Origin of the sequence: Aquitalea sp. (assembly GCF_030150775.1) — a bacterium.
In the GTDB taxonomy this organism is placed as follows: Bacteria; Pseudomonadota; Gammaproteobacteria; order Burkholderiales; family Chromobacteriaceae; genus Aquitalea; species Aquitalea denitrificans.
The window spans coordinates 83,186-105,176 of the sequence record NZ_JASLFG010000057.1; the positions used below are offsets into that span (position 1 = coordinate 83,186).

Sequence of the window (21,991 nt, forward strand, 5' to 3'; positions counted from 1 at the left end):
AGGAAACATCATGCAATACACCCGTACCGTAGAAGCCCTGAAACAAGGCACCGTTATCGATCACATCCCGGCCGGGCAGGGCGTCAACATCCTGCGCCTGTTCAAGCTGGCCGAAACCGGCGAACGCATCACCGTGGGCCTGAACCTGTCCTCGCGCCATATGGGGGCCAAGGACATCATCAAGGTGGAAAACGTGGCGCTGACCGAAGAGCAGGCCAACGAGCTGGCCCTGTTTGCGCCCAAGGCCACGGTGAATGTGATCGACAACTTCGAAGTGGTGAAGAAGCACAAGCTGGAATTGCCGGAAAGCATTGAAGGCATTTTTGCCTGCCCCAACTCCAACTGCATTTCACATGCCGAACCGGTTAAGAGCTTTTTCTCCGTGCGTGCGCACGCCAAGGACATCAAAATGAAATGCAAGTATTGCGAAAAGGTGTTCAGTAAGGATATTGTTGCAGTCGTGCGCTAAGTCGTGCAGAGGAAGAGAATAGAGAACTTCAAGAACGGACGCTGTTTCAACAGCGCAGTAGCAGAACAGAAAACGCCGCAGGAAACTGCGGCGTTTTTCTTTTTCATCAATATCTTGTGTGCTTTACACCGGGCCGTCGCTCTGGCCGGCTATGAATTTCTGCATGTAGACCAGGTCCAGCCAGCGGCCAAACTTGAAGCCTACCTGTGGCAGCACTCCCACCTGGATGAAACCCAGCTTTTGGTGAAAGCGGATCGAGGCCTCATTGGCAGCATCAACGGCGCCCAGCATGGTGTGTTTGCCCAGCGCCTGCGCCCGCGGAAACAGGGCGCTGACCAGCGCGCTGCCTATGCCCTTGCCGCGCGCTGCCGGTGTCAGATGTACGCTGTGTTCCACGGTAAAGCGAAAACCGGGACGTGGGCGGAAATCACCAAAGCTGGAAAAGCCCAGAATCTCGCCGTTTTCTTCGGCCACCAGCACCGGGTAGCCGGCAGCCAGCCGGTCCTGGAACCAGACGGCAAACTCGCCCGGGTTGAGCGGGTCGTCATTGTAGATGGCGGTGGAGGTGGCGATCACCTCGTTGTAGATATCCAGAATGACAGCCAGGTCTTCCAGCTTGGCATCACGTATCGGCATGTTGTCTCCTGTTGCAATCGGGTCTTCGCTGCGTCTTGGCGCGCCGGATGCTGTTATGGTTCAGCCCTTGGCTGCCGGGATGTCGGCCTTTTTACGCGGAGTGCGTTTCTTGCGCGGTGCGGTAGCGGCTGGCGCTACGGGCGCTTCTGCAACGGGAGCGGAAACCGGCTTGCTGGTGGCCACCGGCACCGGCAGGGCATCGATGCTGTCTGCTTCTTTCAGGCGGATTTCACTGTGCAGCTTGGAGCCGTTGCGCTGCTCTTGCACGCTGAGAAAATCCAGCTTTTTCACCATCTGGGACAGGCGCGAATGGCCGTAATTACGCGGGTCGAAGGAGGGGTCGTTCTTGGCAATATAGGAGCCAACGGCCGACAGCTCGGCCCAGCCGCTTTCGCGTGCCACCGCATCGATGGCCGAGGTGAACATGGCCTGCAGCGGGTGAATTTCCTTTTGTACTGCCGGTTTGCTCTTGTTCTGGCGGCTGCTGCGCGTCTTGGGTTTTTCGCTGGTGACAGCCGCTTCCGGCACTTTTTCCGGGCGCAGGATTTCGGTGAACACAAACTTGTCGCAGGCGGCAATGAAGGGACGCGGGGTCTTGGATTTTTCCCCGATGCCGATGACGGTCAGTCCGCCTTCGCGCAAGCGGGTGGCCAGCCGGGTGAAGTCGCTGTCGGAAGACACCAGGCAGAAGCCATCGAAATTGCCGGTGTACAACAGGTCCATGGCATCGATGATGAGGGCCGAGTCAGTGGAATTTTTGCCACTGGTGTAGGCAAACTGCTGGATGGGATGGATGGCATGTTTGTGCAGCACTTCTTTCCAGCCCTTTAGCTGGGTGGTGGTCCAGTCGCCATAGGCGCGCTTGACGATGGCCGTACCGTACTTGGCCACTTCGGCCAGTAACTCGGCGGTAAGGCTGGCCTGGGCGTTGTCGGCATCAATCAGAACAGCGAGTTTGCGGTTTTCCATGCAGGCGCTTCCAGTGGAGGGATGCGGCCATGCTAAGCCGCGCGCCAGCTGGCGTCAAAATCTGTGCAGCTTGTGATCAGACGGCTGCCACGGCTTTTCATGTTGCCTTGCACAAAGCTGGCATGGCATTTGCTGTATCAACAGTGGCATATCGCCCAACAGGAGGTTTCGCCATGCCTTTCTTTTCGAGCCCGCGCAAGCATACCCCGGCTGTGCAAAAAACCAGTGATATCGTGATGTTCAACTACCGTCGTCCGGTACGTGCCCGCCAGGTGGCATTGGGCAGCAATGGCCGGCTGTGGCTGGTGGAGGCGCTGGATGCGGTACACGGCATCTGGGTATGGCAGGATGAATACAATGGGGTAGACCAGGCGCTGGATGAAGCGCGCCGCCTGAGCTTGATGCTGTCCTGATGGCGCAGCGCGTTTCTCGCCCTCAGCAGGCTGCCTTGAAACAGTGCAGCATTTCACCAGAACCGGGATTTTATGATCAAAAAAAGGGCGCGGATGTTGTCATCCGCGCCTGAACCACCCTCTCTTTACTGCTACAACACTCACAAACCCTTAAGCCACCTTGCGCTTGCCCGCCTGCTGGCGAAACTGCTCCAGCAAGGTTTTCTGTTTGTCACCAGCCTGGCGGTATGCCGCATCCTTGATGTAGCCAAAGCCGCGAATCCCCTCATAAATCTTTACCAGCTCGCTGGCAGTGGCCAGGTTGTCCAGGCTCAGCCCACCCAGCAGCGTGGTCACTAGTTGCTCGAACTCACCAATCAGCCGGCGTTCCAGTTTGCGGTCGGCCTGCCAGCCAAAGGGGTCAAGCGCAGTGCCGCGCAGGAAGCGCATTTTGGCCAGCAACTGTATGCCCTTGAACAGCCAGGGGCCGAAAGCGATTTTCTTGGCCGCACCACCGGTTACCCAGCTGGCACCGATATGGAAGCGCAAGTGGTAATCACCCTCGAACTGGCTTGAGAGCTCGCGCAGGAAGTCGCCGTCGGTATACAGGCGGGCCACTTCGTACTCGTCCTTGTAGGCCAGCACGTGGAAGTAGGCGCGTGCCACCGCCAGTGCCAACGCCGTGCTGGCCGGGTTCAGTGCCTGTTCGGCAGCCTGTACCTTACCCACCAGCGCTTTGTAACGCTCGGCCAGTGCCTGGTTCTGGTAGTTCAGCAGTTCCTTGGCGCGGTGATGCAGCACGCCGTCCAGCGTTTCACGTGGAACAAACTGCACCACCGAAGACGGGCTGGTCAGTGCCTCCACCCGGCCCGGGTCATGGGCGGCGTGGCGGCCCCAGACAAAAGCCTGCTGGTTGAATTTCACTGCGGCACCGTTCAGGCGGATGGCCTCCATCAGCGCTTCTTCGCTGACTGGCACCAAACCCTTCTGCCAGGCATAACCCAACATGAACATATTGCTGGCAATGGCATCGCCCATCAGCGCGGTGGCCAGGCGGGTGGCGTTGACTTCCCAGAAGCGGCCGGCACCCACCGATTCGATCACTGCATCTTTCATCGCTCGGCTGGGGAAGCGCACGTCCGGGTTTTTCAGGAAGGCACTGGTAGGGGATTCGTAGCTGTTGACGATGGCGTTGCTGAAGCCCTCGCGCATCTTGGCCAGCGCTTCTTCCGCGGCGGTGACCACCAGGTCGCAACCCAGCACCAGGTTGGCATCGCCGGCGGCAATGCGCACCGCGTGCAGTTGCTGCTGGCTGTTGGCAATGCGCACGTGCGACCACACCGAGCCGCCTTTTTGCGCCAGGCCGGCCATGTCCAGCACGGTGACGCCCTTGTTGTCCAGATAGGCGGCCATGCCCAGTACCTGGCCGATGGTGACCACACCGGTACCACCCACACCGGTAATCATGATGCTGAACGGGTCGTGCAGGGCCGGAATCTGCGGCGCGGGCAGGGCGGGCATGGATTCCAGCGTGGCGGTGGCACTGCTCTGTTTTTTCAGCGTGCCGCCTTCCACGGTGACAAAGCTGGGGCAGAATCCTTCCACACAGGAGTAGTCCTTGTTGCAGCTGGACTGGTCGATCTTGCGTTTGCGCCCCAGCGGCGTTTCCACCGGCAGCACCGACAGGCAGCCGGATTTCTTGCTGCAGTCGCCACAACCTTCGCATACTTTTTCGTTGATGAAGGCGCGCTTGGCCGGGTCGGGGAATTCACCGCGTTTGCGGCGGCGGCGCTTTTCTGCGGCACAGGTCTGGTCGTGAATCAGCACGGTGGTGCCTTCGGTTTCACGCAGTTCTTTTTGCAGACGGTCCAGTTCGCGGCGGTGGAACACATCCACGCCCGGTGCCAGTCCCTGCATGCCCTGATACTTGTCCGGCTCATCGCTGGTGATCACGATGCGTTGCACGCCTTCGGCTGCCAGCTGGCGGGTAATCATCGGCACGTCCAGATAACCATCCACATGCTGGCCACCAGTCATGGCCACTGCGTCGTTGTACAGCAGCTTGTAGGTGATGTTGACCTTGGCCGCCACGGCGGCGCGGATGGCCAGCAAGCCGGAGTGGAAGTAAGTGCCATCGCCCAGATTGGTGAAAATGTGCTTGGTGTTGGTGAACGGTGCCTGACCTACCCAGGTGATGCCCTCGCCACCCATTTGGGTGAAGGTTTTGGTGCTGTCGCCTTCAATCCAGTGCGCCATGTAGTGACAGCCGATACCGGCCACGGCGCGGCTGCCTTCCGGCACGCGGGTGCTGGTGTTGTGCGGGCAGCCCGAGCAGTAATGCGGCACGCGGGCAATGGATTCGCGCGGTTTCACCAGCTGGGCTTCTTTTTCGTCGTAGAACTTCAGCCGGTCGTGAATCACCGGGCTGTCGAAAATCAGCGCCAGGCGGCTGGCAATGGCGCGGGCAATCATGGCCGGGGTCAGCTCGCCGGCAGCCGGTAGCAGCCAGTCGCCGTGCGGCAGCGCCCATTCGCCTTTTTCGGCAAACTTGCCCACCACGCGCGGGCGCACGTCGTCACGCCAGTTGTATAGCTGTTCCTTCAACTGGTATTCGATGATCTGGCGTTTTTCTTCCACCACCAGGATTTCATCCAGCCCTTCGGCAAAGTGGCGCACGCCTTCCGGTTCCAGCGGCCACACCATGCCCACCTTGAAGATGCGCAGGCCGATGTCGGCGGCAAGGCTTTCGTCGATGCCCAGGTCGTCCAGTGCCTGCATCACGTCCAGATAGCTCTTGCCACAGGTAATGATGCCCAGCCGTGGTTTGGGCGAGTCCAGCGTGATGTGGTTGAGCTTGTTGGCACGGGCATAGGCCAGCGCGGCGTACAGGCGGTGGTGCAGCACGCGTTTTTCCTGCACCAGCGGCGGGTCTGGCCAGCGGATGGACAGACCGCCTTCCGGAATGGGGAAGTCCTGCGGAATGACAAAGTTGAAGCGTTCGGGGGAGATGTCTACCACCGCCGAGCTTTCGATGGTATCGGAAATGGCCTTGATCGATACCCAGCAGCCGGAGTAGCGGCTCATCGCCCAGCCGTGCAGGCCGAAATCGATCACTTCCTGCACGCCGGAGGGCGACAGCACCGGAATCATGCTGGCGGCCAGGATGTGGTCGGACTGGTGCGGAAAGGTGGAGGACTTGGCCGCGTGGTCATCGCCCGCCACCAGCAGCACACCGCCCTTGGCGCTGGTGCCGGCCACATTGCCGTGCTTGATCACGTCGCCAGAACGGTCCACGCCGGGGCCCTTGCCATACCACATGGCGTAGACGCCATCGTACTTGGCCCCCTCGAACATGTTGACCTGCTGCGTGCCCCACACGGCGGTGGCGGCCAGGTCTTCGTTCAGGCCGGGGTGAAACACCACATTGTGGGCCTTGAGATAGGACTCGGCCTTTTGCATGGTCTGGTCGACATTGCCCAAGGGTGAGCCGCGGTAGCCGGTGACATAGCCGGCGGTGTTCAGCCCGGCGGCGCGGTCCAGCTCTTGTTGCAGCATGGGCAGGCGCACCAGCGCCTGGATGCCGGTCATCAGCACTTGGCCGGTGGCGGCAGTGTATTTTTCTTCCAGATCAACATGACGGATCGACATGGTTTCTCCTCCTGCCGCTCAGGTCCTGCCCGGTAAGGTGGCCGGGGTGGCCTGCGGCTTGTTCTCGCTTGTGGCGGTGGCGGGTTTTCAGCAGGGGAAAACACGCGCCTTTCTCTATGTTGTAGGCCGGAATCATGCCGGGCGGCGTGTTTTCGCGCGGGCATGCAGACAGGGTCCATGTGGCGGAATGTAGCTTACGTTTACGTCAACGTCAAAGGTGTTGACGCACATGTTTGCCAACTGCGGCGATTGTGCCAGTGCAGCATGAACCAGACAGCACGACTCCATCGATTGTTTGCCATCCAGAACAGGGTGTTACGGCGGCGACGGTATCTTCACCGCCCTCAAGCGGTTAAGCTCTCAGGTTGAATTTCTCCGTATCGAGCCTGTCATGTCTTCCGCCTTGTCCCGTCAGGATGCCTCCCGTGGCGTACTGTTCACCTTTATCGCCTTTGTCATCTGGGGCCTGTTTCCGCTGTACTGGAAGCCGCTGCACCATATTCCTGCCTTGCAGATCCTGTGCCATCGCATTGTCTGGTCTGCTGTGTTCGTGGCCGGCATCCTCACCGTGCGGCACAACTGGGCCTGGCTGGGCGAGGCGGTGCGCCAGCCGCAAAAGCTGGCCATTTTCGGCCTGTCCTCGCTGATGCTGTCGCTGAACTGGCTGATCTACATCTGGGCGGTGAACGCCGGCCACGTGGTGGAAGCCAGCCTGGGTTATTTCATCAACCCCTTGTTCAATGTGCTGCTGGGGCGCCTGTTTCTGGCGGAAAAGCTCACCCCCATCCAGCGCACGGCGGTGGCGCTGGCAGCGGCTGGCGTGGCCTGGATTACCTGGTGTACCGGTGCCTTGCCGCTGATTGCGCTGTCGCTGGCGGCCACCTTCGGCCTGTATGGCTTGCTGCGCAAGAAAGCCCCGCTGGCCTCGCTGGAAGGGCTGGCGCTGGAAACCTTTCTGATGGCACCGCTGGCCTTGCTGGCGCTGGGCTGGTTTGCATGGCAGGGACAGGGCGCTTTCCTGCATGAGGCCATCAGCAGCGATGTGTTGCTGGTGGGGGCGGGGGTAGTGACGGCCATTCCGCTGCTGCTGTTTGCCGCCGGTGCGCGCCGTCTGAAGCTGGCCACCGTGGGGCTGATCCAGTACATCGGCCCCACCATCCAGCTGGCCTTGGGCGTGTTGCTGTTTGGCGAGCCGTTCGACAGTGCCAAGCTGGCTGGTTTCAGTCTGATCTGGCTGGCCCTGCTGCTGTATTCGGCGGCCGGGTTATGGCAGATGCGTGCACAAAAGCGTGCGGCGGCTGCGTGAGCAAGGATTGCCAATCATCCCAGCCCGGTCATGCCGGGCTTTTTTGCGCCCGGCAGCAAGCCGATGACACATCATCTGCATGGAGAAATATAATGACTTCGTCATGCATGCGGGCGGTATTTGCCATTGCCGCTCGTGAATAGCCGTTGACCCTGAATAGCAAGCGGCTGACACTGCCAGCATCACGCAGGAATATCGGCCAGCCAAGGCCTTTGTTCTTGCGTCAGCGATTTGTGTAATCACCATGCTGCCCACGTCGGCAGCATTTGCAGGAGACTGCCGATGGCGCTGCCACTGGAGTTTGATTGCGATCCGGCCAGGCTGGATCGCGACATGATCTATGCCTATCTCAGCGGCGAGTCCTATTGGGCGGCGGGTCTGCCACGTGCTATTTTCGAGCGCTCGCTGGATGGTTCGCTGTGTTTTGGCGTGTACGTGGCCGGGCAGCAAGTGGGTTTTGCCCGCATGATTACCGACCAGGCCACCTTTGCTTATCTGGCGGATGTCTTCGTGCTACCCGACTGGCGCGGTCGCGGTATCAGCAAAGCGCTGATGACGCACATCATGGCGTACCCTGGCCTGCAAAACCTGCGGCGTGTGATGCTGGCCACGGCGGATGCACATGGCCTGTATGCACAATACGGCTTTACCCCGCTAGCGCACCCGGAACGCATGATGGAAAAACTAGACCAGCAGGTTTATCAACGCTTGGCCGCCAATGCCGGCCATCCTGCTGCTGCACAAGGATAAAAATGATGGAACTGGCGCGGCAATGGCTGCAGGGCAAGGGAATCGAGCTGGGACGCGGCGCACATAATCCGCTGGCCCCGGCTGACTGCATCAGCGTGGCCCCATGCGATGGGGTGCGCTATGTGGATGAGCGCGACCTGATCGATTACCAGGTGTATGCCGCAGAGCAACAACGGCATGGCCGCGGGGTGGATCAGGTGGATGTGGTTGCCGAGGCTAGTGCTCTGCCATTTGCCGATGATGAGTTGGACTATGTTGCCAGCTCGCATGTGCTGGAGCATCTGCCGGATATCTTCAGCGCCTGGCTGGAATGGTGGCGGGTGCTGCGCCCCGGTGGTGTCAGCTTCATGATTGTCCCCAAGCGTGATGCGCTGGTGGAAGACAGCGTACGGCCCGTTACCGGGCTGGAGGAGCATGTCGAGGCATTCCGGCAACGGGTGACGCCGCAATCCCTGCTACCTGAGCAGCCCTGGCGCACCCACTATCACATCTTTACCCTGCAGGGCCTGTTCGCCGCACTCAACTGGTTTAACCAGCAGGATCTGGGTGGCTGCTGGCTGCTGGAAGCGCAGGAGGAAAGCGACAGCAATGTCGGTAATGGCCACACCCTGGTGCTGAGCAAGCAGGCCGATCTGCCGGTGCTGGAGCACAGCATTGGCCAGCTTGGTGCGGCATTCCAGGCCGAGCGCTATGCCGAAGCCGCCTTGCTGGCACGGCAGGCGCTATCACTCAATTTCCGTATTCACGAAGCCTGGTTCATTCTGGCCATGTCCCAGCTGCAACTGGGCGATTCGCGTGCGGCCGTGCAGTCGCTAACCCAGGCACTGGTATTGCAACCCAAGCATGCCGAGTACCGCGATGTGTACCAGCAGCTGCTGGGCCAGCCGTTCAGCTATCCGATGAGCCTGGTCGACTACCTGTCGCGCCTGTTATGACCGGCAAACTGTTCTGGACTGATCCCTACCAGACCTCGCTGACCACCACGGTGGCGCGGGTGGAGGGCGCGCAGCTGTGGCTGCAGGACACCATCTTCTATGCCTTCAGTGGCGGACAGGAAAGCGATGCCGGGACGATAGGCGGCAGGCCGGTGCTGCAGGCGGAAACACAGGGGCTGGACATCGCCTATACCCTGCCGCCGGAGCATGGCCTGTCGGCCGGAGACACGGTAAGGGTGGAGATAGACTGGCCACGGCGCTACCGCCTGATGCGCTTGCACTTTGCCGCCGAACTGACGCTGGAAACCATTTACCGCGACTTTGCCGGGGTGGAAAAAATCGGCGCGCACATCGCAGCGGACAAGGCACGCATCGACTTTGCCCTGGCGGAACCCATCACCCCGCATCTGCCCGCCATCAGCGCCAAGGTGCAGGGCCTGATTGACGCCGACAGCGAGATTGTCAGCGCCTTCTCCGACATGGAAGCCGAGCGGCGCTACTGGGAGGTGCCGGGCTACTGCCGGGTGCCTTGCGGGGGCACGCACTTGCACCGCACCGGCGAGGTGGGCCGCATTGCACTCAAACGCAAGAATATCGGCAAGGGCAAGGAGCGGGTGGAAATTACCCTGCTGGACGGTGCGTCATGTTAGGCAGCTGTCTGTGTGGTGCCATCACTTATGAAGTGGATCAACTGGACCTGCCCATCAGCCATTGTCATTGCCACACTTGCCAGAAAGCCCATGCCGCGCCCTTTGTGCCAACGGCCGGGGTGTTGCACCAGCATTTTCGCTGGCTGCACGGCGTGGACCAGCTGGGCAGTTTTGCCTCCTCGCCCGGCAAGCTGCGCCATTTCTGCCGCCAGTGCGGCAGCCATCTGCTGGCCGAGCGCGAAGGCAGCCCGTATGTGATCCTGCGCGTCGCCACGCTGGACGATGCGCCAGCACAGCAGGCCAGCCAGCATATCTGGACCAGCCACGCCCGCCCCTGGCTGGAAGCCGAACCGTTGCCACGCTGGCCGGAATGGCCGCCGGACAGGTAAGCTGGCGTTCTTTTCATCACCTATCCGGCCCCGTGCCGGAAACTGACTGGATTGTCATGTGGTACGACCTTGCCGCCGTTGGCGCGGCAGCCTGCTGGGCCTGGGGCGGCATCCTCGGTGCCGGTCCCTCCCGCCATTTTGGCCCCTTTACCTTTACCCGCCTGCGCTTGAGCCTGATGACACTGCTGCTGGGTAGCATCAGCCTGGCAACTGGCGGCTGGCACAGCATGCAGCCGGCCAATGTGCTGCCGGCGCTGCTGTCCGGCCTGACCGGTATCTTTCTGGGTGACACCCTGTATTTTTCCGCAATGAACCGGCTGGGGCCGCGCCGTTCCGGCCTGTTGTTTGCCACGCACTCGGTATTTTCTGTGCTGCTGGGCATGCTGTTTCTGCAGGAAAAGCTCAGCCTGCCTGCCTTCTTCGGCAGCTGCATGGTGTTTGGCGGGGTGATGCTGGCGGTGGCGTTTGGCCGGGGCAAGCAGCAAGGCAAGGCCTGGGAGCATCCGGCGCATTTGAAGGCCGGGGTGATGCTGGGCATGGCGGCGGCGCTATGTCAGGCGCTGGGAACCTTCTTTGCCAAACCGGCTATCGCTGGTGGACTGGAACCGGTAACCGCCTCGGCTATCCGCATGGGCGTGGCCTGTGTCGTGCATTATTTGCTGCTGTATGCCGGCCTGCCGCTGGCCAGGAGTCGAGGTGATTTTTCCCCGCGCATCCTGGGCCAGACCGCCCTGAACGGGGTGGTGGCATTGGGCCTGGGCATGACGCTGATCATGCTGGCGCTGCAGCATGCCAATGTGGCCACGGTGGGCATGCTCTCCGCGCTTAGCCCGGTGCTGATCCTGCCCATGCTGTGGCTGGTGCAAAAGCAGCCGCCGCCGCTGGTGGCCTGGCTGGGGGCCTTTGTCAGCTGTGCTGGCACCGCGCTGATCGTGCTTCGCTGAAATTTACCCGTCCGCCATTTCCTGAGGCAGACGGGCTCGGGGTATGATGTCGAGGCTGGCCAATGTGCCAGCCCTGTTTCCCGGTGGCAATGGCAGTGTGCCGTTGCCCGCATGCAAGACGGATCGCTGATGATTTCCCATATCCAGTCCAGCCTGACTGAAGCGCAAACTGCACTGAACAATCTGCTGGCCAATCCAGAGGCGCTGGCCAGCATCGAGGCCGCTGCGCAGCAACTGATTGCCAGCCTGGCCGCCGGTGGCCGCATCTTTTCCTGCGGCAATGGCGGCTCCATGTGCGATGCCATGCACTTTGCCGAAGAGCTGACCGGCCGTTACCGCAACAACCGGCGCGGCATGGCGGCCATTGCCATTTCCGACCCCAGCCACATGAGCTGCGTGGCCAACGACTTTGGCTACGAACATGTGTTTTCGCGCTATCTGGAAAGCCACGGCCGGGCCGGCGATGTGCTGATCGGCATCAGCACCAGCGGCAACAGCCAGACCATCGTCAACGCCGCCACGGTGGCGCGTGAGCTGGGCATGAAGGTGATTATCCTCACCGGCCGTGCCGCCACCCGGTTGGAGCCCCTGGCTGATGTCTACGTCAACACCCCGGGCGGCCAGTATGCCGACCGCGTGCAGGAACTGCACATCAAGGTGCTGCACATTCTGATCGAGCTGGTGGAACGGCATTTTTGCCCGGAAAACTACTGATTCCGGTCACTGGTATCTGCATGAAAAACGGCCCCTTGAGGGCCGTTTTCTGTGTGCTCATGCCTGCGTCTACTGGTTGGCGCGCACCCAGCGGTGCCACTGGCAGTACAGTTCCGGGTCAATGGCGGCAATCACCGAGCGCTTCCACACCGTATCACTCCAGTAGTCGTCGGTATTCAGACTGGCCAGGCGGCCACCGGCTTCCTCCAGGATCACCGCACCGGCGGCGTAGTCCCACAGGCGCTGGCCACCGTGCAGATAAAGGTCGTAACGGCCGGCGGCCAGAAAGCACCAGTCCAGCGTGCTGGAGCCCATGCTGCGCTGGCTGCCAAACGGAGCCACGCTGCTCATGCGGGCGGCCAGCTTGCCCGAGCGCAGGTATTTCACCTCGACGGCGGCAATGGCATCGCCCATGCTGTTGCGGGTGGTTTTCAGCGGCAGGCGGCGGCCATTGAGCCAGGCGCCCTCGCCGCGGCGGGCATAGAACATTTCGTCGGAAACCGGATTGTAGATCACCCCCAGCACGCTGACGCCCTTGACCATCAGCGCCACGGAAATGGCGAAGTAGGGCAGGCCGTTGACGAAGTTGGTGGTGCCGTCGATCGGGTCCACCACCCACAGGCCGTCAGGGTTGTCCTGCCACAGCGCATCCTGCTCTTCGCGCGTCATTTCCTCGCCCAGCACCGGGTGGGGAAGCACCTTGGGCAGCATCTCGCCCAGCGCCTGCTGGCAGGCCATGTCGGCTTCGGTAAACAGCGAGCCGTCGTCCTTGCGCGTTTTGCCCACGCGCAGAAAGCGCGGCATCACCTCCTGGCGGGCCACGTCACGGACAACCTGCATCACCTGTTCAACCACCTGCATCGTGTTCTCCTGGGTCCTGCTGTGATCGGCCGCTCTGGCTGGTCTATGGATACGGAAGTGCTGCCTGCATGCGTGAAGAATAGCCACTATTTTCCACTGGCAATGACGGGCTACAGCCGTGCTGAGTCAGCGTTGCCGGGGTAGGGAGGCGCAACCGTGATTAGCTGTCAGAATAGCCACTTGCCAAAGACGGGTTGTTGCAACTGCAGCAAACAAAGCAAAATACCGTTATCACCACGGACTTTCAATACGCCATGCCAAGGTTTTTTATCGAAACAGCGCTTGCGACAGGTCAAACCCTGTCGCTGCCCGATACAGTTGTCCGTCATATTCAGGTGCTGCGCTTGAAGGAAAGCGACAGCCTTACCCTGTTCAACGGCCAGGGCGGCGAGTATCAGGCCACCTTGCTGTCGCTGCAAAAGCGCGATGCCAGCTGTGAAATCACCCGTTTTGACGACATCAGCCGCGAATCGCCTATCTGGCTGGGCCTGGCACAGGCCATTTCCAGTGGCGACCGCATGGAATTCACCCTGCAAAAAGGGGTGGAAATGGGGGTATCGCTGTTTCAGCCCATTGCTGCCGAGCGTTCGGTGGTGAAGCTGTCGGGCGATCGGGCTGACAAGCGGGTGCAGCGCTGGCAGGAAATCGTACAGTCGGCTTGCGAGCAGTGCGGCCGTAATACCCTGCCGCAGGTCTTGCCCATTCTCAGCCTGACCGAGTGGCTGCAGCAGCAGCAACAGGCCGAGGCGCGCCTGATCCTGTCGCCCTTGGGGACGCAAAAGCTGGCGGACATTGCCAGCGCACCCAAGCGGGCCTGGCTGATGGCCGGGCCGGAAGGTGGCTATTCCGCCAGAGAGGAAGGCGCTGCGCTGGATGCAGGTTGGACACCACTGAAACTGGGGCCGCGCATCTTGCGTACCGAAACCGCTGCGCTGGCGGCGGTGGCGGCCGTGCAGGCGGTGTGGGGGGATTACTGTATCTAGAGCTTGGTCGGTAGCGCCATTCCTACCGTGTTTGGCAATATATCGAACCGCTTCGCGGTGATTTTTACATGTCGGGGCAGCGACAAGAGTGGTCGCCATCACGCGGACGATGCATGACATTCCCCGTGGCGCGCGCCGTCGGAGCTGCGTTGGGCAAGGTTTTAAGCCGCTGCATGTTTGAGCCATTCGACGTTAGCGAATGGCGAGTTCGGCGGCGCCTTGCCCGGCGCGGATACGGCGGAAATACGCGCACCCCTAGGCGGGCAGCACCGCCATGTAAACATCACCGCGCAGCGGACAACCGGCTGTTAAAACGTAGGCATTGCGATCCCGGTATGACTTGGCTGGTAAACGCGGCCAACAAAAAGCCCGGCTAGGCCGGGCTGGATGATGTCGATCAGAGCGTAACCTTGCTCAAGCCGTGGTGGCGATTTCCTGCTGCCGGTAAATCAGGGTGCCGGCCAGCAGCAGCTCCTGCTCGGTCAGTGCAAACTGCCCAGGCGGTGCCGCACGCTCAAACAGGAAGCGACGTCCCTCGTATTCAACCCAGGCACTAATGGTCTGTTCATGAAAACGCCCAAGGATTTCATCCGAGCAGGTCACGCTGGCTACATCATTGACGATGAAACCCACCGGTGCCGGATCAGCTTCCTCTTGCTCCACCGACCAGTTTTCCCGTGATGGCAGTTGCGGCGTGTTGCGGGTGGCCAGCTGCAGCCACAGGCGGTACACCCATAGAGGCAGCATTACCCGGTGCACCCGCTTGTCGTCGGTAATGACGCAGGCAACGGAAAAGCGGTGATGGCAGGCCGGGCAGCTGCCCTGGGCTGCCAGAAACAGCTTGTCCTGCTGCAGGCTGGCCAGGCCGGACATGTGTTCACACCCCACCATGGCATGGCAATGCGGACAGTGCTTGCCGAAGCGACGCACCCGGTTGCCATTGGGGAAGGTGACGGGGAGATAACTGGAAATCGTGTTCTGTCTTGCCATTGACTATCTATCCACTACGACGCCATGTATGGCGGGATGCCTGGCAGTATACCCTGTCCATCGGGATGGGTGGGGCCAGGCGGTTTCAGTCTGCCTGTATCCGGCAACTCAGGGTATGGCTGTCACCGGCTTGTAGCAGGCGGCTATCTTCACCGGCATTGGCGGCCTCGATGCAGATAAAGTCATGCCAGCCCTCATCCGGCAGATCGGCAAGGCGGGCTGCCTTGTCCTGCCAGGGGTTCCACAACACCACGCTGGCCGAGCCTTCACGGCTGACGCGCAGGCGGCGCTGCCAGGCCGGGTCGCTCAGTACCACATCAGCTTCGCTGTAGACAATGGCATCAAACTCGCCTTGCAATTGCAGCGGCTGTGCCGGCATGCGGCTGTAGCGGCAGGCTACCTTGTCCTCGAACACGGCCTCCTCCAGCCCGCCCAGACTGATGGTGCGGCTATCGCTGACGGCCAGATAACTGTGCAATGCCGCGCTCACCGTGTGTGCTTGCGTACTGTTGTTATGGGTATGCAGCTGCATGGCAATGTGGTCGGACAGGGCGTATTCCAGCTCTATGTCCAGTCCTTGCCAGTGCGGGCCTTGCAGTTTCACGTGAAACGCGTCGCCATCTTGCTCCACGGACCGCAATTGCCACGGCTGCTGGCGCGCCACGCCGTGAGCCGGGGCACTGCTGTCGCTTGGATGCGGGCCAAACCATGGCCAGCACACCGGCACACCTCCACGGATGGCCTTGCCTGGCTGTAGCACCGCTTGCGGCGACATGTACAGCCAAGCTTGCTGGCCGTAGGGCTGAAAGGATAGCAACTGGCCACCCAGCAGGGACAAGGTGGCGGAGAAGCTGCCGCTGTCCAGCTGCAGCAGGGTAAGATCATTGCCCAGTGTGATCAGTTGGGCCGCAGCGGGCAGGGTGATGGCCATTGGGCGTCTCGCTTGCAGGGAAATGGGCAGATCATAACCCAATGCCGGCCTGTCTTCTGCCTGTGGCGGCACAGTTTTGACCCGCAGGCTGGTCAGCGCGGTCCGATGCGGGCATGCTGGCACACAGTATTCTGCGCTGGATCAGCCATCTGCATGGCTGGCCGGTCTAGAATGCATTCATTCATCACTCTGCTTTCATGGAATACAAGGTGCCTGCCACAGCTCAACCGCGCTATCTGCGTATCAAGGAATACATTCTGGAAGGCATTCGCAAGAAGGAATTCCTGCCGGGCAACAAGATCCCGCCGGAACTGGAGCTGGCCAGCCAGTTTTCCGTGTCACGCATGACAGTGAACAAGGCGGTGCGTGATCTGGCCGAAGCCGGCATCCTGTTGCGCTTTGCCGGTGACGGTACTTATGTGGCCGAGCGCAAGGCCGAATCGCCGCTGCTGGACATCAACAATATCGCCGCCGAGGTGGAAGCGCGCGGCCATACCCACAGTGCCGACGTGCATCAGCTGGAAACCATCGCCGCCGGCGAGGAGATTGCCCTGCAACTGGGGGTGAAGGTGGGTACGCCCATCTATCACTCCATCCTGGTACACCGTGAAGACGGCTTGCCCATTCAACTGGAAGACCGCTATGTCAATCCGGCCTGGGCACCGGACTACATCCTGCAGGACTTCACCCGCCGCACGCCCAATGAATACCTGATGGAAACCTGCCCGCTGACCGATATCGAGCACAGCGTGGAGGCCATTTTGCCGGATGCGCGCGAGCTGGCCATGCTGGATATTGCTGCCGGGGAACCATGCCTGCTGGTGCTGCGTCGTACCTGGTCGTACAAGAATCTGGTGACCTTTGCCCGGCTGGTGCATCCGGGTGGCCGTTACAAGCTGCGCTCGCAAAGCCGGGTCAAGAAATAACAGCAGTGACTGACAAACCCTGTCCTGCAATACCGGGGTTTACTGTTCTGCGTGTTTTATCAGCCTTGCTTGATCAAGGCCTGCCTGGTGCGGGTCAGTCAAGCTTGGGGAGGGGGCAGGCATGTGCGGCGGCGGTGTTAACCGACCGCCGTTTTCATGCGTGCTGGCCAGCAGCTTCTTGTTTCTGGATGGAAAAGCCGCAGTTTGCCGTGATTCTGTCATCCATGTCGGCTATGCTGTCGCAGAATTTCAATGTCATTTTTACCAACCCGCCCACACAGTCAACAACATCATGGACACACTGCTTTTGCTCAAGGCAGCCATTCTCGGCATTGTCGAGGGGCTGACCGAATTTTTGCCCATCTCGTCCACCGGTCACCTGATCCTGGCCGGGGAGCTGCTCAAGTTCAACGATGAACGCGGCAAGCTGTTTGAAATCGTCATCCAGTCCGGTGCCATCCTGGCGGTGATCTGGGAATACCGTGCCCGTATCGCTACTGTGCTGGGCGGAGCCACACACGATGCCGCTGCCCGCCGCTTCATTCTCAATCTGGCGATTGCCTTCTGCCCGGCTGCTGCACTGGGCTTCCTGTTCAGCAAGGCCATCAAGGCCCATTTGTTCAACGCCCCGGTGGTGGCCAGCATGTTCATCATCGGTGCGCTGGTCATCATGTGGGCCGAGCGCCGCCAGCACAGCATCCGGGTGCAGACAGTAGAAGAAATGAGCCCGCTGGATGCGCTCAAGGTGGGTTGCGCCCAGGCCTTTGCGCTGGTGCCGGGGACTTCGCGTTCCGGTGCCACCATCATCGGCGGCATGCTGTTTGGCCTGTCGCGCAAGGCGGCCACCGAGTTTTCCTTCTTCCTGGCCATTCCCACGCTGATCATTGCCTCGCTGTATTCGCTGTATAAAGACCGTGCGCTGCTGGCGGCGGATGACCTGGGCATCTGGGCGGTGGGCCTGCTGTTTTCCTTTGTCTCGGCCTTCTTCTGCGTGCGCTGGCTGCTGCGCTTCATTTCCAGCCACAGTTTCATGGTGTTTGCCTGGTATCGCATCGTGTTCGGCATCATCGTATTGCTGACCTGGCAGTACGGCTGGGTGAACTGGGTGGATAGCTGAAAGAAGCCGTCAGGCAATTGACTATACAAATACTGTTGGATTTTTGATGCACGAAGGGAGCCGTTGGCTCCCTTTTTTATTTGCACAAGTCGCTGATAAATAACAATATTTATAAAACTGCATGTTGTATGCAATATAAAGCCATGGTTGACAAGTGCAGGTTCAGGGTTTATTTGTATATACAAATCAGGAGCAAATATGAGCACGCCAATCAACCGCACCCGCAGCCTGTGGCTCAATGCCCGGCTGGCCACCATGGATACGCAGCACCCCGCGCCCTACGGCGCGCTGCACGACCACGTGCTGGTGGTGGAGCATGGCCGTATTGCCACCATCCTGCCGCAAGGTCAGCTGAACCCGGCCAGCTTTGATGGCGAGGTGGTGGACGTGGCTGGCCGCTGGATCACCCCCGGCTTTATCGATTGCCACACTCATCTGGTGTATGGCGGCAACCGGGCGGCGGAATGGGAACAGCGCTTGCTGGGCGTGCCGTATCAGCAGATTGCCGCCCAGGGCGGTGGCATTGTCTCCACCGTGCGCGCCACCCGTGCACTGAGCCAGGCGCAACTGGCTGCTGCCAGCCTGCCGCGCTTGCAGGCGCTGATGGCCGAGGGCGTCACCACGCTGGAATCCAAGTCCGGCTATGGCCTGAACCTGGACGACGAAATCAAGCAGCTGCGTGTGGCCCGCCAACTGGGTGACAGCCAGCCGGTGGAGATTGCCCCCACCTTGCTGTCCGCCCATGCGCTGCCGCCGGAATTTGCCGGCGATGCCGATGGCTATATCGAACATGTCATCCGCGACATTCTGCCGGCCGTGGCGGAACAGCAACTGGCAGAAGCGGTGGATGTGTTTTGCGAAAGCGTGGGTTTTTCCCCGGCGCAAACCCGCCGCGTGTTCGAAGCCGCCCAGCAGCACGGCCTGCGGGTGAAGGGCCATGTCGAGCAGCTGTCCAATCTGCAGGGTGCGGCGCTGGTGGCCGAATTTGGTGGCTTGTCGGCCGACCATATCGAATACCTGGACGCTGCCGGTGTGGAGGCCATGCGCGCGGCCGGCACGGTAGCGGTATTGCTGCCCGGCGCATTTTACTTCCTGCGCGAAACACAAAAGCCGCCAGTCGAACTGCTGCGTGCGGCCGGTGTGCCGATGGCGGTGTCCACCGATCTGAACCCCGGCACCAGCCCGTTTGCCTCCATCCGGCTGGCGATGAACCAGGCCTGCGTGCTGTTCGGCCTGTCGCCGGAAGAGGCACTGGCCGGTACTACCCGCCATGCCGCCCAGGCGCTGGGCCGTGGCCACAGTCACGGCAAGCTGGCGCTGGAGCATGTCGCCGACCTGCTGCTGTGGGATATCGAACACCCTGCCGAAATCGTCTACGGACTCGGCGTCAATCCGCTGGCCGAACGGGTATTCCGTGGCCAGCGTCCGGGCAAGGAAACAACACAATGACTCCAGACATGAAGCTGTGGACCGGCCGCGTGGACGCCGGTGAAGGCGAGCTGGCGCGCCGCTGGCACCAGCTGGCCACGCCGTTTGCACCCGGTCTGCCGGCAGGCATCGGCATTGCCGGTTTTGCCTGCGACGAAGGCGTGCGGCGCAATCAGGGCCGTGTTGGTGCGGCGGCAGCACCGGCTGTCATCCGCAAGGCACTGGCCAATCTGGCCTGGCATCAGGCCTATCCGCTGTGTGATATCGGCGATGTGGCCTGTAGCGATGGCGATCTGGACGCCGCCCACCTGCGGCTGGCTGCGGCGGTGGAGCAACTGGCGCGTGCCGGGCACTTTCCGCTGGTGCTGGGTGGTGGCCACGAAACCGCCTACGGCACCTGGCGCGGCCTCGCCGCAGCGCATCCGGACAAGGCAATCGGCATCATCAATTTCGACGCCCACTTCGACATCCGCGAGGCAGCCGAGGCCACTTCCGGCACGCCGTTCGCGCAGATTGCCGCCGACTGTGCCGCGACTGGCCGTCCCTTCCATTACCTGTGTCTGGGCGTGGCCGAGCCATCCAACACCCAGGCGCTGTTTGCCCGTGCCGGGCAGCTGGGCGTGCAGTGGCTGCTGGACAGCGCACTGCACCAGGCTGGCCTTGCCAGTGCCCAGCATGCGGTGCAGGACTTCATCGACCAGGTGGACATCGTTTATCTCACCATTGATCTGGATGTGCTGCCCGCCAGCGTGATGCCTGCCGTGTCGGCCCCTGCCGCCATGGGAGTGGAGCTGCCGGTGGTGGAAGCACTGGTCACCGCCATTGCCGCCAGCGGCAAGCTGGCCGGGGCAGACCTGGTGGAGCTGAACCCGCAATTCGATATCGACAGCCACGGCGCGAAGACGGCGGCCCGGCTGGCGTGGAGTATTACCCGTCATCTGGCCTCGCAGTAAGAACTGCTAAGCAAATCGCGTAGCGAACCCGGGCCAAGGCGGCGCAACGCTGGAGCGGGGTTTTGTTATCGGTTCCCGGTAAGGAATTCAGGGCAGTTGCCCGACAACATGGCAGTACCTAGGAGACAACAATGAGCGCAGCACCACAAGACAGCCGTTTCGACCCCAGCCGTGTGATCCGCGCCCCGCGTGGCACCGAACTTTCCTGCAAAAGCTGGCTGACCGAAGCCGTCTACCGCATGATCCAGAACAATCTGGACCCGGAAGTGGCCGAGCATCCGCAAAGCCTGGTGGTATACGGCGGCATTGGCCGCGCCGCCCGCAACTGGGAATGTTTCGACACCATCCTCGATGTGCTCAAGCGTCTGGAAGACGACCAGACCCTGCTGATCCAGTCCGGCAAGCCGGTGGGCGTGTTCAACACCCATGCCGACGCGCCGCGCGTGCTGATTGCCAACTCCAACCTGGTACCGCACTGGGCCAACTGGGAGCACTTCAACGAGCTGGATAAGAAGGGCCTGATGATGTACGGCCAGATGACCGCCGGCTCCTGGATCTACATCGGCTCGCAAGGCATCGTGCAGGGGACTTACGAAACCTTCTTTGCCGTGGCCAACCAGCACTTTGACGGCAAGCCGCAAGGCCGCTGGATCCTGACCGGTGGTCTGGGTGGCATGGGTGGCGCCCAGCCGCTGGCCGCCACCATGGCCGGTTTCAGCATGATCGCCGTGGAATGTGATGAAACCCGTATCGATTTCCGCCTGAAAACCCGTTACGTGGACCGCAAGGCCACATCGCTTGACGAGGCGCTGGCCATCATCGAAGACGCCAAGCAAAGCGGCAAGGCGGTGTCCGTCGGCCTGCTGGGCAATGCCGCCGACGTATTCACCGAGCTGGTGAACCGTGGCATCACCCCGGATGTGGTGACCGACCAGACCTCCGCTCACGACCCGGTACACGGCTATCTGCCGCAAGGCTGGACGGTGGAACAATGGCGCGCCAAGCAAAAAACCGACGCCGCTGAAATCACCGCTGCTGCCAAAAAGTCCATGGCCGTACAGGTGCGCGCCATGCTGGCCTTGCAGGAGCGCGGTGCCGCCACGCTGGACTACGGCAACAACATCCGCCAGATGGCGCTGGAAGAGGGCGTACAGAATGCCTTCGACTTCCCCGGCTTTGTCCCGGCCTATGTACGCCCGCTGTTCTGCGAAGGCATCGGCCCCTTCCGCTGGGTGGCGCTGTCCGGCGACCCGGAAGACATCTATAAGACCGACGCCAAGGTGAAGGAACTGATTCCGGATGACCCGCACCTGCACAACTGGCTGGACATGGCGCGTGAGCGCATCAGCTTCCAGGGTTTGCCGGCACGTATCTGCTGGGTGGGCCTGAAAGACCGCGCCCGTTTGGGTGCAGCTTTCAACGAAATGGTGAAGAATGGCGAACTCAAGGCACCGATCGTGATTGGCCGCGACCATCTGGACTCCGGCTCGGTGGCTTCGCCCAACCGCGAAACCGAATCCATGCTGGATGGTTCGGATGCCGTGTCCGACTGGCCGCTGCTCAATGCCTTGCTGAACACCGCTGGCGGTGCCACCTGGGTGTCCTTGCACCACGGTGGTGGCGTGGGCATGGGCTTCTCGCAGCACTCCGGCGTGGTGATCGTGTGTGATGGCACGGACGAAGCGGCCAAGCGCGTCAGCCGCGTGCTGCGCAACGACCCGGGTACCGGCGTGATGCGTCATGCCGATGCCGGTTACGACATTGCCAAGAACTGCGCCCGCGAGCAGGGCCTGGACCTGCCGATGCTGAAATAAGCCGGGGCCGGATAGAGAATGCCCGATCCTGCGTTGCGCCTCCTTGCCGTACTCCATGTACTGTCTGCGTCGGCGTGCCTTGACTCGGCCATTCTCTGTGCAGGCATCACGCTATTTAGTGCCATCACCCTGCCTGCTTTGGCAGGGCATGCACTACAACAAGAACATATCCGGTCCAGCCTGCGG

The 21,991-nt window shown here is 61.3% G+C and carries 21 protein-coding genes; 15 read left to right on the plus strand and 6 right to left on the minus strand.

The genetic code is table 11. The annotated features are described in order from the left end of the window. Positions 1-10 precede the first annotated feature (10 nt). Positions 11-469, plus strand: a complete 459-nt coding sequence (gene pyrI, locus QVF59_RS19485) for an aspartate carbamoyltransferase regulatory subunit (RefSeq protein ID WP_089082426.1) — start codon at positions 11-13, stop codon at positions 467-469. Positions 470-592: 123 nt separating this feature from the next. Here the strand turns inward: pyrI and QVF59_RS19490 are convergent, their stop codons facing one another. Together QVF59_RS19490 and QVF59_RS19495 are read right to left on the minus strand one after the other, a co-directional pair. After that, the gene (locus QVF59_RS19490) at positions 593-1,105 is read right to left on the minus strand and encodes a GNAT family N-acetyltransferase (protein ID WP_287882038.1); all 513 of its coding nucleotides are present in this window, start codon (positions 1,103-1,105) and stop codon (positions 593-595) included. A gap of 60 nt (positions 1,106-1,165) precedes the next feature. Next, positions 1,166-2,074 (minus strand): NYN domain-containing protein, encoded by a 909-nt coding sequence (locus QVF59_RS19495; protein WP_287882040.1) that lies wholly within the window; start codon positions 2,072-2,074, stop codon positions 1,166-1,168. Between the two features lie 173 nt (positions 2,075-2,247). On the opposite strand from QVF59_RS19495, the gene QVF59_RS19500 reads away from it, so the two are divergent. Continuing rightward, complete coding sequence (locus tag QVF59_RS19500) at positions 2,248-2,487, plus strand: hypothetical protein (RefSeq protein WP_045845953.1); 240 nt, start codon at positions 2,248-2,250, stop codon at positions 2,485-2,487. A gap of 150 nt (positions 2,488-2,637) precedes the next feature. Here the strand turns inward: QVF59_RS19500 and QVF59_RS19505 are convergent, their stop codons facing one another. Continuing rightward, a complete protein-coding gene (locus tag QVF59_RS19505) occupies positions 2,638-6,114 on the minus strand; it encodes an indolepyruvate ferredoxin oxidoreductase family protein (RefSeq protein ID WP_287882044.1) in 3,477 nt (1,158 codons plus the stop codon). A gap of 391 nt (positions 6,115-6,505) precedes the next feature. On the opposite strand from QVF59_RS19505, the gene rarD reads away from it, so the two are divergent. The 7 genes from rarD (at position 6,506) to gmhA (ending at position 11,802) form a co-directional block, all read left to right on the plus strand. Next, on the plus strand, positions 6,506-7,420 hold the full coding sequence (gene rarD / locus QVF59_RS19510; protein WP_287882046.1) for an EamA family transporter RarD: 915 nt from the start codon (positions 6,506-6,508) through the stop codon (positions 7,418-7,420). A 282-nt stretch (positions 7,421-7,702) separates the two neighbouring features. Beyond that, a complete protein-coding gene (locus QVF59_RS19515) occupies positions 7,703-8,170 on the plus strand; it encodes a GNAT family N-acetyltransferase (RefSeq protein ID WP_287882048.1) in 468 nt (155 codons plus the stop codon). A gap of 2 nt (positions 8,171-8,172) precedes the next feature. Next, positions 8,173-9,105, plus strand: coding sequence for a class I SAM-dependent methyltransferase (locus QVF59_RS19520; protein WP_159880572.1), 933 nt, complete (start codon positions 8,173-8,175; stop codon positions 9,103-9,105). Then, positions 9,102-9,755 (plus strand): alanyl-tRNA editing protein, encoded by a 654-nt coding sequence (locus tag QVF59_RS19525; protein ID WP_287882050.1) that lies wholly within the window; start codon positions 9,102-9,104, stop codon positions 9,753-9,755. Before QVF59_RS19520 ends, QVF59_RS19525 begins: the two co-directional genes overlap by 4 nt. Then, positions 9,749-10,144, plus strand: coding sequence for a GFA family protein (locus tag QVF59_RS19530; RefSeq protein WP_287882052.1), 396 nt, complete (start codon positions 9,749-9,751; stop codon positions 10,142-10,144). The genes QVF59_RS19525 and QVF59_RS19530 overlap by 7 nt, the downstream gene beginning before the upstream one ends. Before the next feature lie 56 nt (positions 10,145-10,200). Continuing rightward, positions 10,201-11,088, plus strand: a complete 888-nt coding sequence (locus QVF59_RS19535; RefSeq protein ID WP_287882054.1) for a DMT family transporter — start codon at positions 10,201-10,203, stop codon at positions 11,086-11,088. Between the two features lie 129 nt (positions 11,089-11,217). Next, the gene (gene gmhA, locus QVF59_RS19540; protein ID WP_062788943.1) at positions 11,218-11,802 is read left to right on the plus strand and encodes a D-sedoheptulose 7-phosphate isomerase; all 585 of its coding nucleotides are present in this window, start codon (positions 11,218-11,220) and stop codon (positions 11,800-11,802) included. Positions 11,803-11,871: 69 nt separating this feature from the next. On the opposite strand, the gene QVF59_RS19545 is transcribed toward gmhA, so the two are convergent. Further along, positions 11,872-12,663, minus strand: a complete 792-nt coding sequence (locus QVF59_RS19545) for an inositol monophosphatase family protein (protein WP_502866818.1) — start codon at positions 12,661-12,663, stop codon at positions 11,872-11,874. Between the two features lie 254 nt (positions 12,664-12,917). Here QVF59_RS19545 and QVF59_RS19550 point away from each other — a divergent pair, with 254 nt between their 5' ends. Beyond that, complete coding sequence (locus QVF59_RS19550; protein ID WP_287882057.1) at positions 12,918-13,646, plus strand: 16S rRNA (uracil(1498)-N(3))-methyltransferase; 729 nt, start codon at positions 12,918-12,920, stop codon at positions 13,644-13,646. Between the two features lie 414 nt (positions 13,647-14,060). On the opposite strand, the gene QVF59_RS19555 is transcribed toward QVF59_RS19550, so the two are convergent. Together QVF59_RS19555 and QVF59_RS19560 are read right to left on the minus strand one after the other, a co-directional pair. Further along, positions 14,061-14,636, minus strand: a complete 576-nt coding sequence (locus QVF59_RS19555) for a hypothetical protein (RefSeq protein ID WP_287882059.1) — start codon at positions 14,634-14,636, stop codon at positions 14,061-14,063. Between the two features lie 85 nt (positions 14,637-14,721). Next, positions 14,722-15,567: a D-hexose-6-phosphate mutarotase gene (locus QVF59_RS19560; RefSeq protein WP_287882061.1), complete on the minus strand. Its 846-nt coding sequence runs from the start codon at positions 15,565-15,567 to the stop codon at positions 14,722-14,724. A 209-nt stretch (positions 15,568-15,776) separates the two neighbouring features. Here QVF59_RS19560 and hutC point away from each other — a divergent pair, with 209 nt between their 5' ends. The 5 genes from hutC (at position 15,777) to hutU (ending at position 21,805) form a co-directional block, all read left to right on the plus strand. Further along, positions 15,777-16,493 (plus strand): histidine utilization transcriptional repressor HutC, encoded by a 717-nt coding sequence (gene hutC / locus QVF59_RS19565; RefSeq protein ID WP_240902553.1) that lies wholly within the window; start codon positions 15,777-15,779, stop codon positions 16,491-16,493. 292 nt (positions 16,494-16,785) lie between these two features. Then, the gene (locus QVF59_RS19570; RefSeq protein WP_159880581.1) at positions 16,786-17,610 is read left to right on the plus strand and encodes an undecaprenyl-diphosphate phosphatase; all 825 of its coding nucleotides are present in this window, start codon (positions 16,786-16,788) and stop codon (positions 17,608-17,610) included. Between the two features lie 198 nt (positions 17,611-17,808). After that, positions 17,809-19,059 carry an imidazolonepropionase gene (hutI, locus tag QVF59_RS19575; protein ID WP_287882064.1) on the plus strand — a complete coding sequence of 417 codons (1,251 nt, stop codon included), beginning with the start codon at positions 17,809-17,811 and terminating at the stop codon, positions 19,057-19,059. Further along, positions 19,056-19,991 carry a formimidoylglutamase gene (gene hutG, locus QVF59_RS19580; RefSeq protein ID WP_287882066.1) on the plus strand — a complete coding sequence of 312 codons (936 nt, stop codon included), beginning with the start codon at positions 19,056-19,058 and terminating at the stop codon, positions 19,989-19,991. Before hutI ends, hutG begins: the two co-directional genes overlap by 4 nt. 131 nt (positions 19,992-20,122) lie before the next feature. Next, entirely contained in the window at positions 20,123-21,805 is a 1,683-nt protein-coding gene (gene hutU / locus QVF59_RS19585) for a urocanate hydratase (RefSeq protein ID WP_287882068.1), read from the plus strand. Positions 21,806-21,991: the final 186 nt, after the last annotated feature.